Raw genomic sequence first — 16,514 nt, 5'->3', positions numbered from 1 at the left:
CAAAAACAACCACGAAATACTGTGCGATGGTGAAAACTGACTGCACATACTAGCTTATGGCTAACGAGTCATTTTCTTTACAAAAACAACCAAGAAATACTGTGCGATGGTGAAAACTGGCTGCACATATTAGCTTATGGCTAACGAGTCATTTTCTTTACAAAAACAACCACGAAATACTGTGTGATGGTGAAAACTGGCTGTACATACTAGTTTATGGCTAACGAGTCATTTTCTTTACAAAAACAACCAAGAAATACTGTGCGATGGTGAAAACTGACTGCACATACTAGCTTATGGCTAACGAGTCATTTTCTTTACAAAAACAACCACGAAGAGCGCGATGGTAAAGCTGCCAGTAAATGCCTCTATTGCGGCGATGACCTTAGATAACCCCACAGGGGTAAAATCTCCATAGCCTAAGGTGGTAAACGTAACCACTGAGTAGTAGATACAATTAAAAAATAGATAAAAATTAGTCTGAAAGTCGTTACTTACCTGAAATTGGTGCAACTGAGAACCATAGCTTAAACCGGTAAAGAAATAGAGTATGGCACATACCATGATAAGTCCCATGGAGAAACCTATCACTCGCATCGGCGCTTCGCCGTAACCACAGAAAACATCGATAACTTTTGAGACCATACGCTTGTAACTGTACTGCGGCATCTGGTGGCGCCGCATAGTAAGCTCTTTACGAATATAGTCACCGGACATGGCAAATAAACCTTCGCGTTCGGCGGCTTTACGCAGATCTCTGTAGATCTCCTCTGCCTGCTCAAAGTAATCATTGGCTATCTCGCGCTCTCCAACACGATCGGCCTCATGTGCCAATATCTCCTGTTTAATTTTTTTACCTGTGGCTATATTTTCAATCTTGGCACCGTTCCATTTGATCCCAAGCAGATTTGCGCCCACCAAGTTGGCACAGTGAACATTTGAATCTCTTAAATCGGCCTTCATTAGGCTGGCATTTTGCAAATTAAGATTGAAAAGGTGAGCGCCCTGAAGATCGGCTCGGTATAACTCAGCATGAGTCATATCAAAACCTGTTTTCTGATGGTGTCGTACCAGATCAATTCCTGGCAGTTTAGCGCGCTTTAGCGCTATGCCACGCAACATCCCCCCTTCGCGTGCAAACTTCTCTAACTTCTGCACATCATCAGGTTTGTTTTTGAGGATTTTAGGATCGTGCCAATAGCATAAACCAGATGGCTCCGCCGGCTCAGTGCAGGAGAAGCCTTCATCTTCGTGGTAGCAGCAAGTGGGTGTTTTTTCATTCATCCTGAAAGTATAGACATGAGGTTTGAAAATTGTGAATTTTATTACTCCTTGATAAAAGTGGTAAATAACCGATAGCTTAGATATGACTCTCTTAAGCTAGTGCAAGTAAATATAAGGTTGAAATAAGCGCAATTCATCACGTTGAGACTCTAGGCGAAGTGCAACAATTGAGTTAAAATAGCGGGTTTGCAGTAGCTGCCTAACCAAATTTAAGTAGAAGAGTCATGTTTGAAGTAAACCCGGTTAAATTTAAAATCAAAGACCTTGCCGAGCGCACCCTTCTACTCCGGAGGTATCTTTGACTATGATGCCAAGAAAGAGCGTCTAGAAGAGGTAAGTGCCGAGCTTGAAAGCAGTGAGGTTTGGAATAACCCTGAAAATGCCCAAGCGTTAGGTAAAGAGCGTTCATCTTTAGAGCTAGTGGTTAAGACTATCGATGATATGGACTCAGGCCTTGAAGATGTCGAAGGGTTAGTTGAACTAGCGGTTGAAGAGGAAGATGAAGAGACATTTGTTGATGCCAGTAGTGAGCTTGATGCGCTAGAGAAGCGTCTTGAGGAGCTTGAATTCCGTCGTATGTTCTCCGGTCCCCATGATATCTCTGATTGTTACTTAGATATCCAATCAGGCTCTGGCGGTACTGAAGCTCAGGATTGGGCCAATATGGTGCTGCGTATGTTCCTTCGTTGGGGTGAAGCCCATGATTATAAGCCTGAGCTTATTGAAGTCACCGATGGTGATGTGGCGGGTATTAAAGGCGCAACCATTAAGTTTACTGGTGAATATGCCTTTGGTTCGTTGCGCACCGAAACAGGTGTACACCGTTTAGTGCGTAAATCGCCTTTTGACTCTTCAGGAAAGCGTCATACCTCTTTCTGTTCTGTGTTTGTGTATCCAGAGATTGATGATTCGATTGAGATCGATATCAATCCTTCAGATTTGAGGATTGATACTTATCGCGCCTCAGGGGCTGGTGGTCAGCATGTCAACAAAACAGAATCTGCGATCCGTATTACTCACGTGCCAACCAATACTGTTGTACAGTGCCAAAACGATCGCTCACAACATAAAAACCGTGATGCCGCGATGAAGCAACTTAAAGCAAAACTCTATGAGTTAGAGATGCTTAAGCAAAATGCCGATAAGCAGCAGGCGGAAGATGCCAAGTCAGACATTGGCTGGGGTAGCCAGATCCGTTCATACGTGCTCGATGATGCACGCATTAAAGATCTGCGCACCGGCGTCGAAAGCAGAAATACTCAGAGCGTGCTTGATGGCGATCTGGATAAGTTTATTGAAGCCAGCTTAAAATCTGGTTTGTAAGGCTTTTTAATCATAAAGCCGATTAATTTTAACGTGTGATCCGTAACATTTACGAGAGAAGAAGATGACTGAACAAGTACTACCAGATGAGAACAAGTTAATTGCAGAGCGTCGTGCCAAGCTTGAGCACATTCGCGCTAACTGCCCTGCAAATGGTCACCCAAATAACTTCGATCGTAAACATAAAGCGGCAGATATTCAGGCTGAATTTGGTAACAATACCAAAGAGGAGCTTGAAGGCATGGGGATCCAGCGCAGCATCGCTGGTCGTATCATGGCAAAACGTGGTCCATTCTTGGTGATCCAAGATGTTAGTGGACGTATTCAAGCCTATGCTGGTAAAGATGTTCAAAAAGATCTTAAGGCTACATTCCAAGGTCTAGATATTGGTGACATTATCGGTGTGACGGGTCAGCTTCACCTATCAGGTAAAGGCGATCTGTATGTGAACATGGAAGAGTACCAGTTGCTGACTAAAGCACTGCGTCCACTACCTGAGAAGTTCCACGGTTTGACCGATCAAGAGACTCGCTACCGTCAGCGTTATGTTGACTTGATTGTGAATGAAGATTCGCGCAACGCCTTTATTATGCGCTCTAAAGTGGTTTCTGCTATCCGTAACTTTATGGTAAAAAAAGAGTTTATGGAAGTTGAAACGCCTATGATGCACAGCATTCCTGGTGGCGCTTCGGCTCGTCCTTTCGAAACTCACCACAATGCTCTTGATATCGCTATGTATCTGCGTATCGCACCTGAGCTTTACCTGAAGCGTTTGGTTGTAGGTGGTTTTGAGCGAGTGTTCGAGATCAACCGTAACTTCCGTAACGAGGGTCTATCACCTCGTCATAACCCAGAATTCACTATGATGGAATTCTATATGGCTTATGCAGATTTCAATGATCTGATGGATCTGACTGAAGAGATGCTAAGCTCTATTGCCACTGAGCTTTGTGGTTCTCCACAGCTTCCATACGGTGAGCATACTGTTGATTTTGGCGGCCCATACGCGCGTCTGAGCATGTTAGATGCAATCAAGAAGTACAACCCAGATAATGCAACAATCCAGTCTATGACCTATGAAGAGGTTAAAGATGTTGAGTTTATGCGTGACTTGGCTAAGAGCTTAGGCATGACCATTGAGAAGTTCTGGACCTGTGGTCAGCTACTTGAAGAGATCTTCGGTGAGACTGCAGAAACTCAACTGATGCAGCCAACTTTCATTACTGGTTACCCAGCAGATATCTCTCCGCTTGCACGTCGTAACGATGATAACCATTTCATCACAGATCGTTTTGAGTTCTTTATCGGCGGCCGTGAAGTGGCAAACGGTTTCTCTGAGCTTAACGATGCAGAAGATCAAGATAACCGCTTTAAAGCGCAGGTTGATGCGAAAGATGCTGGTGATGATGAAGCTATGTTCTACGATGCAGACTACATTACTGCACTTGAGCACGGCTTACCACCAACAGCAGGTCAAGGTATCGGTATCGATCGTCTAGTGATGTTGTTTACCAATACACACACCATTCGTGACGTGATCCTGTTCCCAGCGATGCGCCCACAAGCTTAATCATTGGCTTTGTATTAACGAGCATTGAATTTAAAAACCAGCCGCACGGCTGGTTTTTTTAATGGCTTACTTTTTATAGCTAATCCGGTAGATAGCATCTGCTGCATCATCGGATACTAACAAAGATCCATCAGGCAAAGTAAGCACAGCAACGGGGCGACCCCAGCTCTCCTCTCCCTGTAGCCAGCCCGATGCAAACACCTCTGAGTTTATGACTTTGTCGCCTTCAAGCACCACCCGGACGATGCGGTAACCCACCTTTTTACTTCGATTCCAGGAGCCATGTTCGGCGATAAAGATATTGTTTTGATACTCAGCTGGGAACTGCTTTCCTTGGTAAAACTCCATACCTAGAGCGGCCACATGGGCACCTAGCTTTAGTGCGGGTTTGCGATTGTGTTTGGCTTTCTCTGGGGAGTTAAATTTGGGATCGTAAATATCGTCATTATGGATATAGGGGAAGCCGAAGAACTGTCCCTCTTTCGACACATGGTTGAGCTCATCATCGGGAAGATCATCTCCCATCATATCTCTGCCATTATCGGTAAACCATAAATCCCCTGTTTTAGGGTGAAAATCAAAGCCGACACTGTTTCTGACGCCAGTCGCGACAATTTTGCTGTTTTTTGTCACTGTGTCTAGTTTTAGGATCGTGGCAAAAGGGAGTTCACTCTCGCACACATTACAGGGAGCACCGACGGGAATATAGAGCTTACCATCGGGACTGAATGCGATAAATTTCCAGCCATGGTGGGATTTATTAGGAAGCTTATTATATACAAGCTCCGGCGTCGGTACGCTAGGTAGTGAGGCCTCTATATTGGGATAGCGCCATATTTTATCGACCTCTGCCACATAGAGGGCACCTTGGTGATAAGCGATACCGGAGGGCATAAAGAGCTTACTTGCGATATCAATAACCTTATCGGCTTTATAATCCCCATCATTGTCTATTAAGGCATAAACCTTCCCCTCCTTACGACTTCCCACAAACAGAGTGCCTTTATCGCCTAAAGCCATCTGCCGGGCATTATCAACGCCTTCTGCGTAAAGCTCTATCTTAAAATCTGGGGGGAGGGTGATCTTCTCTAAAGGAAGCGAGTGGCAGATATTGGAAAAGAGGATAGCGATTGGGATTAATAGTGATCTCATCAAGTTGCACTCCATGGCCTGATATTAATACTCATTGGCATTAGTTCTCTTAACCTACTTGAAGCTGCGCTGTTGAACAAGCAGCTGGCAGCTTTGAAGTGTCACAGGATTTTTCATTTCGAAGCGGGAAAGCTCTGTTTGGATAGCTTAGTCAAAGGGAGAGGAGAGAGGGAGCACGTCACCTGCCTGCATCCCATTAATGTCGATATTACCAATGCGAACTCGGACTAACCTTAAGGTTGGAAAGCCTGCAGCTGCGGTCATCTTGCGTATTTGTCGGTTTTTCCCTTCGCTTATGGTGATGGATATCCAGCTCATAGGTCCGTGGCGAAGATCTCTCACTTTTCGTCCATTTGTAGGCAAATTGGGCTCTGAGGCTAACTTAAATACCCTGCAAGGTAGAGTGAGATACTTATCTCCCTTGATCCCTATTTCAACACCATTTTGAAGCTGAGTAATGGCATCATCGGTGATATCGCCATCAAGCTGAACATAATACTCTTTCTCAACTTTTTTGCTGCGCACCTGATGGCTGACCATGCCGTCGGTGGTGAGTAAAAGTAGCCCTTCTGAGTCATGATCTAATCTGCCAATAGCCATAGTTCCCTTTGGAAAGTCAGCTAACTCTGCGAGGAGTTTTTTACGCTTTCTGGTTTCCGGTACAAATTGACTGAGAAAACCGTAGGGCTTAAAAATTTTGAAGTGATGATGCTCCTCTATATTTGAGGAGTTAGCTTGAGTGGCATCGTCAGACATGGCTTAGTGTCATCATTTGGTCAAAGAGATCTGGCATTATACTGCATAAAGTGAACACGATATTATTGGGGGTAGTTAAACCTAATAATAAATAAATGACAGCGTTGTCATTTGGCGTTATAGTAATGTTACAAAACACCTAGATTAACCTATACCTGTTTTTCACTCGTTGAAATTGATAGTAAGGGATAGGCAATAGTTATACTCAATGTGAGGTTGAGCTGGCTAATGATAGGTTATTCAATCTTATTGAGCAGAGCTCTAAGTTAAAGCGAGTCTATATAATGCAAATCGTCATCTTAAAAAACAGTGCTGAAGTTGCCGAATATGGCGCGAACATTTTTAAAAAGCAGTTGCAGAGCAAACCAGACTCAGTGCTAGGCTTAGCAACGGGGTCGACGCCCGTATCTCTTTATCAAGGCTTAATAGAAGCGAATAAGCTTGGTGATATCTCATTTAAGGGGGTCACTAGCTTTAATTTAGATGAGTATTTAGGTTTGGCGGGAACCCATCCACAAAGTTATCGTTACTTCATGAATGAGCAGCTTTTCGACCATATCGATATCGATAAAGCCAACACCCATGTCCCCCCAGGGGATGCCGAAAACCCAATCCAAGCTTGTGATGGCTATGAAGAGCAGATCCAAGCTGCTGGTGGTATCGATATTCAACTGCTTGGTATTGGCCGAAATGGCCATATTGGTTTTAATGAACCCTCGTCTGGATTGATGTCCAGAACACGAGTTAAGACCTTGACTAAGGCGACCATCGAGGACAATGCACGCTTCTTTAAAGAGGATGAGTACCAGCCACATCTGTCCATTACCATGGGAATAGGCACGATTCTAGATGCTAAAAAAGTGGTTTTATTAGCCACTGGTGAAAATAAAGCAGATGCCATTTTAGCGACAGTTGAAGGGGCGCTAACGGCTTCATGTCCAGCTTCTGCGTTACAGCTTCACAAGAATGCAGTACTTGTGATTGATGAGGCTGCCGCATCTAAGCTTTCTGATCGTGATTTCTATAAGCATATTGAAGCTGAAAATCAGAAGTTACTGGCTAGATTAGCTAAAAGTTAATACTCAAATGTTTAGCCTACTGTTTAAAAAGGACTGCAGATGCAGTCTTTTTTTTGCTAAAACTAGCATTAGATGTTTAGGTAAGTAATACATTATTAAACCATGGTGAGCCTTATGCTAAGAAAGATCCTTGGGACTATTGTTTTACTCATTGCAATCCCCTTGATTGCCGCTCTGTTTACTAAGCAAGACTATGAGGTGATAACCTCGGTCACAATAGATAAGCCTGTGGCAGAGGTATTTGATTATATTAAGTATCTTAAGAATCAGGATAACTATAGTGTTTGGGCAAAGTTAGATCCCAATATGACTAAGAGTTATCGAGGCGTTGATGCCAGTATTGGGTTTGTTTCCGCATGGGAGAGCTTGAGTGAGGAAGTTGGCGTAGGCGAGCAGGAGATCATCAGTATTGAGGAGGGTAAACGTATTGGCTATGAGCTACGTTTTATCTCCCCCTTTGAAGCCGTATCACCTGCATTTATGTCCTGTGAGCCTATCACTAAAGAGACGACCAAAGTCACTTGGGGCTTTAAGGGGCATATGGATTATCCGATGAATCTGATATTAGTTTTTATGGACTTTGAAACCATGATAGAGAGAGACCTCACACAGGGTCTAGTATCCTTAAAGGAGATCATGGAAAAATAGACTAAAGGCTTTAAAGCTAGCTGATTAGAGTGTTATAACGGAGACTAATAGCATAAAATGTGATTTTTGTTACGGGGTCTCCGATAATTATACTTTTATGAGTATTTATGTAGCGTTTATTATCAATGTTGTTCTCTTTTCGGTTTTCCCACTGCTTCTGTCGACTCTAGATCCTCTTATGCGCCGAATTGGGTTTTACTCATACTTGAGTGTCATTTTGGTGATAGGTGGAGTATTAGGCAGCCTCTATTCGTTTCAACTGACTGATGATATCTACCTGTCAGGGGGCAATTTAGCCTACGGCTCCTTTATGATGTCGGCCGTGATGTTATTTATCATGGAACGGAAGGTACTCATCTTTAACTATCTGATAAAACTCCTTGTTTTTATTAATCTATTCGTATTTTTTGGTTTTAACTTTATCTTGTATATTTTGGAAAATGCCCTAGTTATAAATCCGTTTAATGTTGATGCTAAATTATTTGATACCTCGTTAGGTGTTTTATTGCTTGGTGGTGCTTTGATAGCCACTGAGTTTTTAATTTTGATGCAGATCTTTATTAAAGTTAAGGATAGGATCAGTCACCCTAAGCAGCTGATGATGCTCTACTCTTTTGTGTTTATTTTGGTCATATGTCTTGATGGTGTGTTATTTCCCCTTATTGCGGTTGGGGTTTCTCCAGAACTACTACCGATAATGATAAGTAATCTTAGCGGTAAACTTATTCTGGCAATCTCCTTTAGCTTTCCTCTATTCGCTTTCTATTGTCTATATCAAAACAAACTTAACCGCTTTGTCGATACGCCAATGGCATTGAGTACGATCTTCTTTGGCTCTCGAGTGAGATTAGCTCTCGAGCTCGATAAACAGGAGAGGGCCGCTAAACAGCTGATTGAAGATAATCAGAAACTGATAAATCTATCCCATTATGATCATTTAACCGGATTGGCAAACAGGCGTAAATATGATGATTATGCGAGTGCTCTATACACAAGAGCTGTTGAGTTAGGAGAGCCTGTCACCTTAGTGCTTGGGGATATTGATCACTTTAAAAAATATAATGACTTTTACGGCCATCAATCAGGCGATGAGTGTTTGCAAAAGGTGGCTGAATTTTGGAAAGAGATACTCCCAGATGAGGAGCGCTTAACCGCTAGAGTTGGAGGCGAAGAGTTTGCTGTCATTGTTGCTAATCGAACTGCAGAGTCGATTTTACCTCAATTAGAGCGAGATATTGCAGGTTTAACGGCACTTGCTATTCCCCATGCCGCTTCTTCTACCGCCTCGATTGTCACTATGAGTATAGGTGTCGCAAGTATGCTCCCCAGCAGAGAAGGAAATTTTGAGCCGCTGTTCGAAACGGCTGACAAGGCGCTTTATCAGGCTAAAAACTCAGGACGTAACCGGATCTCAAGCTTAAGCTAATCCCATTTCATCTACTGTTTATAAATCATAGTTACTCTAAAAAAGCGTTGAATACATTACAGCTATGTACAACTGTGAACCTATTACAACTATGAATCTATTGTAAATACAATTGATAATCGTTATCAATTGATCTACTGTCTCGCCACATTTCTCAAGGGGCTCCCTAATATAGGTTAAGAGGCAGAAATATGGACCAGAGTTTTAAATTAAGATATCCCGCATTATTCATCGCACTGAGTGTGTCATTATCGGGTCACGCTTTAGCAGAGCAGAGCAAGATAGATAAACAGGCAGAGCAGGGCGATGAAGCTGAAATGGAGGTGATAACCATCAGTGGTAAAGGGCTTATCTCCTACGTGAGTGCATCGGCATCAAAAACAGATATGCCCATTATAGAAACACCTTCATCTATCTCTGTTCTAACTGAGAAGCGTATCACCGATCTGGGTGCTGAGAATGTGCAGGATGCCATCGGCTATGTAGCGGGAGTTTACAACGGTCCCTATGGCGTCGACACCCGTGGTGATTGGGCACAAATTCGTGGCGTGTCTCCACTGCAGTACCAAGATGGCCTTCAGATGATGTTCGGTAATTACAATAATGTCCGGACTAACCCTTATATGTTGCAGCAGATTGAGATCTTAAAAGGGCCATCCTCAGTGCTTTATGGCCAAGGTTCAACTGGCGGTATCATCAATATGGTAACTAAGCGTCCTGAGGCTGAGCAGCAAGGTGAGATCTGGGCTCAAGTTGGTAATTATGATCGTAAGCAACTCGCAGGCGATGTAACTGGCTCACTCAATGATGATGAATCGGTGCTATATCGATTAACTGGCCTATACCGCGACAGTGAGACGCAAACAGATTATGTCGATAATAATAGTTATTTTATTGCACCGGCAATAACTTGGTATGCGACAGATAGCACCAAGCTGACGCTGCTGGCTAATTTGCAAAAAAATGAATCTGGCTCAAGCACACAGTTCTTCCCTCATGAGGGAACTTTGCTGCCTGCACCCAATGGCCAGATATCCAGCTCACGTTTTGTCAGTGAGCCTGGTTGGGATCAATATGATACCGAACAAAAGTCGGTGACTCTCTTGCTTGAGCAGGAGCTCAATGATTATCTGTCACTTCACTGGACTAGCCGCTATGTCGACAGTAAAGCGACCTATCGCACCATGTTTGCCTGGCCGCCAAGGTTTCAAGATGATGGCCGCTCAATTTTGCGTAATGTCAGCATGAGTGATTCAAGTGCGCAGGCGTTAACATCTGATTTACGCTTGCAAGCTGAGTTTGATACAGGATCTGTGGAGCATAATCTGACATTTGGTATCGATTACCAAGATGTCGATACCGATACCGACCGACTCTATATTCCTGGAGCTGGTGGTTTGCTCGATCTTTACGACCCGAAATATGGTATTAATCTCGCTTCACTGCCCACTGGAGCTGATATTCCAGATACGCCGGGTGAAAACAATAACCAGTTGGGTGTTTATCTGCAGGACTCGGTTAAGTTTGGTAACTTTATCATCAGTGGTGCACTGCGCCATGACAGAGTAGAGTCGAGAACAACAAAAGATGGTAAGCAAGATCAAAGTGCGACAACGGGCCGATTAGGTTTGATGTATAGCTTTGATTCAGGTATCGCACCTTATGTGAGCTATGCCCAATCTTTCCAGCCTATTTATGGCTCAAATCAGGTTGGAACGCCATTTAAACCCCAAGAGGGGGAGCAGTATGAGTTAGGGATTAAATACCAGCCCGCAGGCTCTGAACATCTGTTTACAGCGGCTATTTTTGATATTACGGATAAGAATCGTAAACAGTCAGCGGGCCCTGATTTGACGCTTCAGTTGGGTGAAGTACAGATCCAGGGATTGGAGCTTGAAGCCCAACTTGAGTGGGATGAAATAGATGTCTACGCTAGCTATGCCTATACAGACTCAGAGAAGCACACCAATAAAGTGGGTGAAGTCGATGCTAAATTAGCTGCGATGCCGGAGCATATGCTCTCAACTTGGGTGACCTATCGTCCACAATCATTTTGGCATGGGTTTAAGGCGGGTTTGGGCTTTCGATATGTAGGTGAAACCTCAGATGGCAGTGTTGATGTCTTTATGCCCGATGGTACTCAGGTGCATAATGCGTTAAACACAGAGGCTTACCACCTGTTTGATATGATGCTTGGCTATGAGTTTAGCGATTTTGACTTGAGTTTGAATATTGATAACTTGGCTGATGAAACCGTTATTACCAGTTGTTTAGCCCGTGGGGATTGCTTCTACGGACAGCGTAGAACAATTACGGCCAATGTCAGATATAAGTTCTAATTTGCTTATCTAGATCTGTTTTTAGAAGATTAGAAAAATGGAACCTTAGGGTTCCATTTTTTATCTGTACTTCTAATTAAACAACAAAGTGTTACTGGTTTTTCTCTGTTTTTTTGTTTAGGTTAAAAAGATAAAAATAGAGAGCAAGGAGCAGAGATTGCCATGAAAGAGAGTGAAGCACATCATCCCCTGACTGATTTTGTTGAGTATGGTGAAGAGGAGATGCTCGCCAGAGCACAACTTCATTATCAGGAGGTTAAGCGTCGTCACAGTATTCGTCAGTTTTCCGATAGAGCGGTTCCAGAGGCGATAATCGCCCAATGTATCCAAACGGCAGCAACAGCACCAAGCGGTGCAAATCATCAACCTTGGCATTTTGTTGCGATAAGTGATCCTAAGGTAAAAGCGCAGATCCGCCATGAAGCCGAAGCTCTAGAGCGCTCTTTTTATGAGGGGCGAGCTGGTGAAGAGTGGCTTGATGCATTAAAGCCTTTGGGAACAGATGCCAATAAGTCTTATCTTGAACGTGCCCCTTGGCTGATTGCTGTTTTCTCACAAAAACGAGGGGGCATGGAAAATGATGAGAGCAAGACCAATTACTATGTCCATGAATCGGTGGGTATCGCCACGGGTTTTCTGCTACAAGCCTTGCACAATGCAGGTCTTGGCACTTTGACACATACGCCTAAGCCTATGTCTTTCTTGAGTAAGGTTTGTGGTCGAGATAATGATGTGGACCGTCCCTATATGTTGATTATCGCCGGTTACCCTGATGAAGGAGCATCCATTCCAGATCATGCCAGTAAAAAGAAGTCATTGGATGATATCTGTACCTTTATCTGAGTTGGCTTACTTACGCTCTATATACGGCAGGAGTGAAGAGTGAATAAACAGAACCTGTTTGCATCTTTACCTGCCGATCTGACCCATGAGGTGTTTGAGCAAGTTGGTGGCAGTAACACTGTCTTAATTGAACGAATTGTCTCTAAGGCGCATGTGACCCCAAAAGGGCAGTGGTACGATCAAGACAGAAATGAGTGGGTGATGGTATTAAAAGGTGAGGCTAAACTGCAGTTTGAAGGTGTTGAGCCTATTCACCTTAAGGTTGGCGACTATATTGATATACCTGCCCATTGCAAACATAGAGTTAGCTGGACGAGTGAAGAGACAGAAACTTTATGGCTAGCAATACATTACTGAACTTTCTTCAATGAGCCGTTACTGGCTCATTTTAGTTTAAACTGAATTTATATTTGCTAACCCCAATCGCACTCACTTCTTTGCTATAATATCCCACCAAAATTTACACATTAACTTTTTTGAGTGATTTTTATGAGCAAAGCTACCATCTTTACCCCTGACGATGTGTCGCATATATCGAACCGTTTAGAACTGCTTGCCCCAGCAAAAAATGCTGAGTTTGGTATGGAAGCGATTCTGCATGGTGCCGATGCGGTATACATTGGCGGGCCTGAATTTGGTGCACGCGCAACCGCGGGTAACAGTGTTGAGGATATCGCTCGTCTCTGTTCTTTCGCTCATAAATACCATGCTCAGGTTTTTGTCGCTATCAATACCATCTTGATGGATGACGAACTTGCTGGTGCTGAAAAGTTGATCTGGCAAGTGTACGAGGCGGGAGCGGACGCGCTTATTGTCCAAGATATGGGGGTGCTTCAGCTCGACCTTCCTCCTATTGCTCTGCATGCCAGTACTCAGATGGATAACCGCACTGCAGAGAAAGCGGTATTTTTAGAGCAGGTGGGGTTCTCTCAGGTGGTGCTCGCTCGTGAGTTGGGGTTAAGCCAGATCCGTGAAGTGGCAGCGCACACTAAGATGCAGCTTGAGTTTTTTATCCATGGTGCGCTCTGTGTGGCCTATTCAGGTTTGTGTAATTTAAGTCATGCCTTTAGTAACCGCAGTGCTAACCGGGGTGAGTGTTCTCAGATGTGTCGCTTGCCGGGTGAACTTAAGACTCGACAAGGTGAAGTGCTTGCCGAAAATGAGCACCTGTTGTCCCTTAAAGATAATAACCAGACGGACAACCTTGAGGCTTTAATTGATGCGGGGGTACGCTCATTTAAGATTGAAGGGCGCCTGAAAGATATTAACTATGTGAAAAATGTCACCGCGCATTACCGTCAAGAGCTGGATAAGATCATTGCCCGTCGTCCAGAGCTTAAGGCGTCATCCCATGGGCGTTCACTGCATACCTTTACTCCCAATGTTGAAAAGACATTTAACCGTGGTCGTACCGATTACTTTGTGAATGAGCGTAGCCAAGGTGTGAGTGATTTCCGCTCTCCTAAATATATTGGTGAAGAGGTTGCGACAGTCAAGCGTCTTGGTAAAGACTTTATTGAACTGGAGTCGACGCACACCTTTAATAACGGTGATGGCCTCTGTTATTTTCCTGCCAATTACACTCAAGCCAAGCAGTCTGATGATAAGTTACAAGGATTGCGAGTCAACCGTGCTGAGGGGCTAAAACTGCATGTGTTAACTGTGCCTGGCGATCTTGAAGTGGGCATGACCATCTACCGAAATCGTGACCAAGCCTTTGAAGCTGTGCTCGCAAAAGAGTCCTCTAAACGCTCAATTGATGTCGATATCGTGATTGCAGATACTAGTGATGGCATCAAGATGACCATGACCGATCTTTATGGGCATAAAGGCGAGGTGAGCTTAACTATGGATAAGCAGCCGGCGAACGATCAAGAGTCCGCCAGCGGTAAGTTGCGCAAACAGTTGGCAAAACTAGGCAGTACCGATTTTGTGGCCAGAAAGGTGAGTATTGAGACAGAGCAGATCTGGTTTGCCCCGGCATCTGTTATCAATGGACTGCGCCGTGATACCGTGGCCGCGCTTGAAAAAGCCCGCGTTGATGAGTATGAAAGACCTAAGCCTTGGAAGCATAATCAAGATGCTATGTATCCTACTAAGCATCTGAGTTATCTCGCTAATGTGGCAAACCAAAAATCGAAAGATTTTTATCAGCAGCATGGTGTGATTGAGATTGAAGATACCTATGAGAAGAACGGTATAACAGAGGAGGTGCCCTTAATGGTCACTAAACACTGTTTACGTTTTAACTTTAATCTCTGCCCTAAAGAGGTGCCAGGGATAAAAGCTGAGCCTATGGTGCTTGAGATAGGCAAGGATGTTTTGAAGTTGGTTTTCGACTGCCCTAAGTGTGAAATGCTAGTGGTAGGTGCCAACCGTCAGGTTAAGAGCGACGGCAGAGAAGTCGTGAATTAAAGAGTTAGCCTGCAACTTTAGCCATTATAGATAGCCCCAAGAGCGTCGACTATTTACCAGTAGTGACGCTCTTTTGCTAAGTGCATTTTTTGCTGATAACGTGCTATGTTATTTTTTTAAATCATTAAGGGAAGTAGCATGGGATTATTAGATTCGTTAATGGGTAACGCTTCTGAGGTTAATTTAGAGGAGTTAACCGAGGAGCTAAACCCGATAATGGGAGATAACGAGCAGTTACACCTTGCCTATAAAGTCATTCGTGACATGTTTGTATTCACAAATAAGCGATTGATCTTGATTGATAAGCAGGGAGTGACAGGTAAGAAGGTGAGTTATCACTCTATACCTTACAAAGCGATCACCCATTTTGAGGTGGAAACTGCTGGCCGCTTCGATATGGACTCAGAATTAAAGCTCTGGATCTCTGGTCAAAAAGAGCCACTGGTAAAAGAACTCAAGAAGGGAACCGACGTGGTTGGCATTCAGAAAACCATAGCCAATTTTTCTCTTTAGTTTTCGGTAGAAAACTTTTACCACAGATTTTGGTGGCTTGTTGGATAACAGGTTGATGACTTGCCAGATAGCAAGGTTGATGACTTGCGAGATAGCAAGTTTCAAATATCTTTTTGAGTTAGGCTCATTGAGCGAAATTAGCATTTGATGGTTGATTGTCAACCATAGCCACAATTACAATCTATTGCTTGCAGCAGGCCTAATGTGTAAATACTTCTATGACACGGCACAAGTATATCCCTATAGCCTCTACGACAGCGTCCGTGCTGTCGAAGGTCATAGCCGCATTCACACCTGATTGTTTATCTCTTCGATTGAGGTTTTATCAGTTATTACTGATTTCTGGATAAAGCTTGATGACTTGCCAGATAGCAAGTTTCAAATATCTTTTTGAGTTGGCCTCATTGGGCGGGTTTGGTTGGATTATGATCCACCACGACTTCATATTTAATCTATAGCCTGCGGCGGTGCTGTATATGGATATACGAATGTCGTGATCACACGGATGTGAGTGAACGACCTTAATGTGCAAACACTTCTGCGACACGGTGAGTGAAGCAGAGCTTCAAGCTTACGAACGAGAAGCATGGATGCTGAACTGGCACTTAGATAGGGATATCGTTGCAAGTATATCTGACCTCCAAGGTCTTAAGCGTTCCAGACGCTTTAAAGACATTCCCCATATTTCTATGGGTCAGTGGAGGAAATGCAGAAAAAATGTCTGGAACATTTTCTGCCCTGTGGGCTCTACCGTAACAAACAACGTCCATGTTTAGTAGCCAGTTCGGCATCCTTGACTCTCGCTCGAAGAGTATCACTTCGTGATACCTCGCCATGTCACGGAAGGTCGCAGCCGCGTTCACATCTGACTGCTTATCTCTTCGACTTTACTTCGAGTGACCAAACACGTTTTTGGACATAAAAGAGTTCGTGCTTAGGGTCTAAAAATGGGGGATTAGGAAATGTGTGGTAATCAAATAAAATTGACACTGACTCTGACTAATCCCCACGTATCCTCTAGTTACTTATTCACCACCAGCTCTGCTCTGGATATCGGTTTACCGTGCAGAAAAACGGTATCAATACTGTTCCACGACTCAATAGAACCTAAGGGATTGTTTTTTAGAAGCAATAGATTAGCCATTTTCCCTACTTCTACAGTGCCA

Annotated in this window: 13 protein-coding genes; 10 read left to right on the top strand and 3 right to left on the bottom strand. The window is 43.7% G+C overall.

All coding sequences use genetic code 11. From position 1 onward, the window contains the following. Positions 1-300 precede the first annotated feature (300 nt). Positions 301-1,284 (bottom strand): ion channel, encoded by a 984-nt coding sequence (locus K0625_RS04670; protein WP_220108616.1) that lies wholly within the window; start codon positions 1,282-1,284, stop codon positions 301-303. Between the two features lie 224 nt (positions 1,285-1,508). Between K0625_RS04670 and prfB the strand changes: the two genes are divergently transcribed. Both prfB and lysS read left to right on the top strand, forming a co-directional pair. Beyond that, a protein-coding gene (gene prfB, locus K0625_RS04665; protein WP_220108615.1) for a peptide chain release factor 2 occupies positions 1,509-2,607 on the top strand; the annotation gives its coding sequence in 2 pieces (ribosomal slippage) (positions 1,509-1,583 and positions 1,585-2,607; 1,098 coding nt in all). A 64-nt stretch (positions 2,608-2,671) separates the two neighbouring features. Beyond that, on the top strand, positions 2,672-4,177 hold the full coding sequence (gene lysS / locus K0625_RS04660) for a lysine--tRNA ligase (RefSeq protein WP_012323580.1): 1,506 nt from the start codon (positions 2,672-2,674) through the stop codon (positions 4,175-4,177). Between the two features lie 66 nt (positions 4,178-4,243). Here the strand turns inward: lysS and K0625_RS04655 are convergent, their stop codons facing one another. Both K0625_RS04655 and K0625_RS04650 read right to left on the bottom strand, forming a co-directional pair. After that, positions 4,244-5,329, bottom strand: a complete 1,086-nt coding sequence (locus K0625_RS04655) for a PQQ-dependent sugar dehydrogenase (RefSeq protein WP_220108614.1) — start codon at positions 5,327-5,329, stop codon at positions 4,244-4,246. A 147-nt stretch (positions 5,330-5,476) separates the two neighbouring features. Further along, positions 5,477-6,085, bottom strand: a complete 609-nt coding sequence (locus tag K0625_RS04650) for a pseudouridine synthase (protein WP_220108613.1) — start codon at positions 6,083-6,085, stop codon at positions 5,477-5,479. A 284-nt stretch (positions 6,086-6,369) separates the two neighbouring features. Here K0625_RS04650 and nagB point away from each other — a divergent pair, with 284 nt between their 5' ends. The 8 genes from nagB to K0625_RS04610 all read left to right on the top strand — a co-directional run bounded on the left by nagB (position 6,370) and on the right by K0625_RS04610 (position 15,348). Then, the gene (nagB, locus tag K0625_RS04645) at positions 6,370-7,164 is read left to right on the top strand and encodes a glucosamine-6-phosphate deaminase (protein ID WP_220108612.1); all 795 of its coding nucleotides are present in this window, start codon (positions 6,370-6,372) and stop codon (positions 7,162-7,164) included. Positions 7,165-7,278: 114 nt separating this feature from the next. Then, the gene (locus K0625_RS04640) at positions 7,279-7,812 is read left to right on the top strand and encodes an SRPBCC family protein (protein ID WP_220108611.1); all 534 of its coding nucleotides are present in this window, start codon (positions 7,279-7,281) and stop codon (positions 7,810-7,812) included. 97 nt (positions 7,813-7,909) lie between these two features. Next, entirely contained in the window at positions 7,910-9,238 is a 1,329-nt protein-coding gene (locus tag K0625_RS04635) for a diguanylate cyclase (RefSeq protein ID WP_220108610.1), read from the top strand. 191 nt (positions 9,239-9,429) lie between these two features. Continuing rightward, on the top strand, positions 9,430-11,577 hold the full coding sequence (locus K0625_RS04630) for a TonB-dependent siderophore receptor (RefSeq protein ID WP_220108609.1): 2,148 nt from the start codon (positions 9,430-9,432) through the stop codon (positions 11,575-11,577). A gap of 162 nt (positions 11,578-11,739) precedes the next feature. After that, entirely contained in the window at positions 11,740-12,420 is a 681-nt protein-coding gene (locus tag K0625_RS04625) for a nitroreductase family protein (RefSeq protein ID WP_220108608.1), read from the top strand. Between the two features lie 39 nt (positions 12,421-12,459). Then, positions 12,460-12,777: a cupin domain-containing protein gene (locus K0625_RS04620; RefSeq protein ID WP_220108607.1), complete on the top strand. Its 318-nt coding sequence runs from the start codon at positions 12,460-12,462 to the stop codon at positions 12,775-12,777. A gap of 132 nt (positions 12,778-12,909) precedes the next feature. Next, complete coding sequence (locus tag K0625_RS04615) at positions 12,910-14,835, top strand: peptidase U32 family protein (protein ID WP_220108606.1); 1,926 nt, start codon at positions 12,910-12,912, stop codon at positions 14,833-14,835. Between the two features lie 138 nt (positions 14,836-14,973). Next, positions 14,974-15,348, top strand: a complete 375-nt coding sequence (locus tag K0625_RS04610) for a PH domain-containing protein (protein WP_220108605.1) — start codon at positions 14,974-14,976, stop codon at positions 15,346-15,348. Positions 15,349-16,514: the final 1,166 nt, after the last annotated feature.

It is taken from the genome of Shewanella nanhaiensis (genome assembly GCF_019457885.1).
Classification (GTDB): domain Bacteria; phylum Pseudomonadota; class Gammaproteobacteria; order Enterobacterales; family Shewanellaceae; genus Shewanella; species Shewanella nanhaiensis.
Note: the sequence above shows the minus strand (reverse complement) of the source record. Positions and strands in the feature narration are given on the sequence as shown.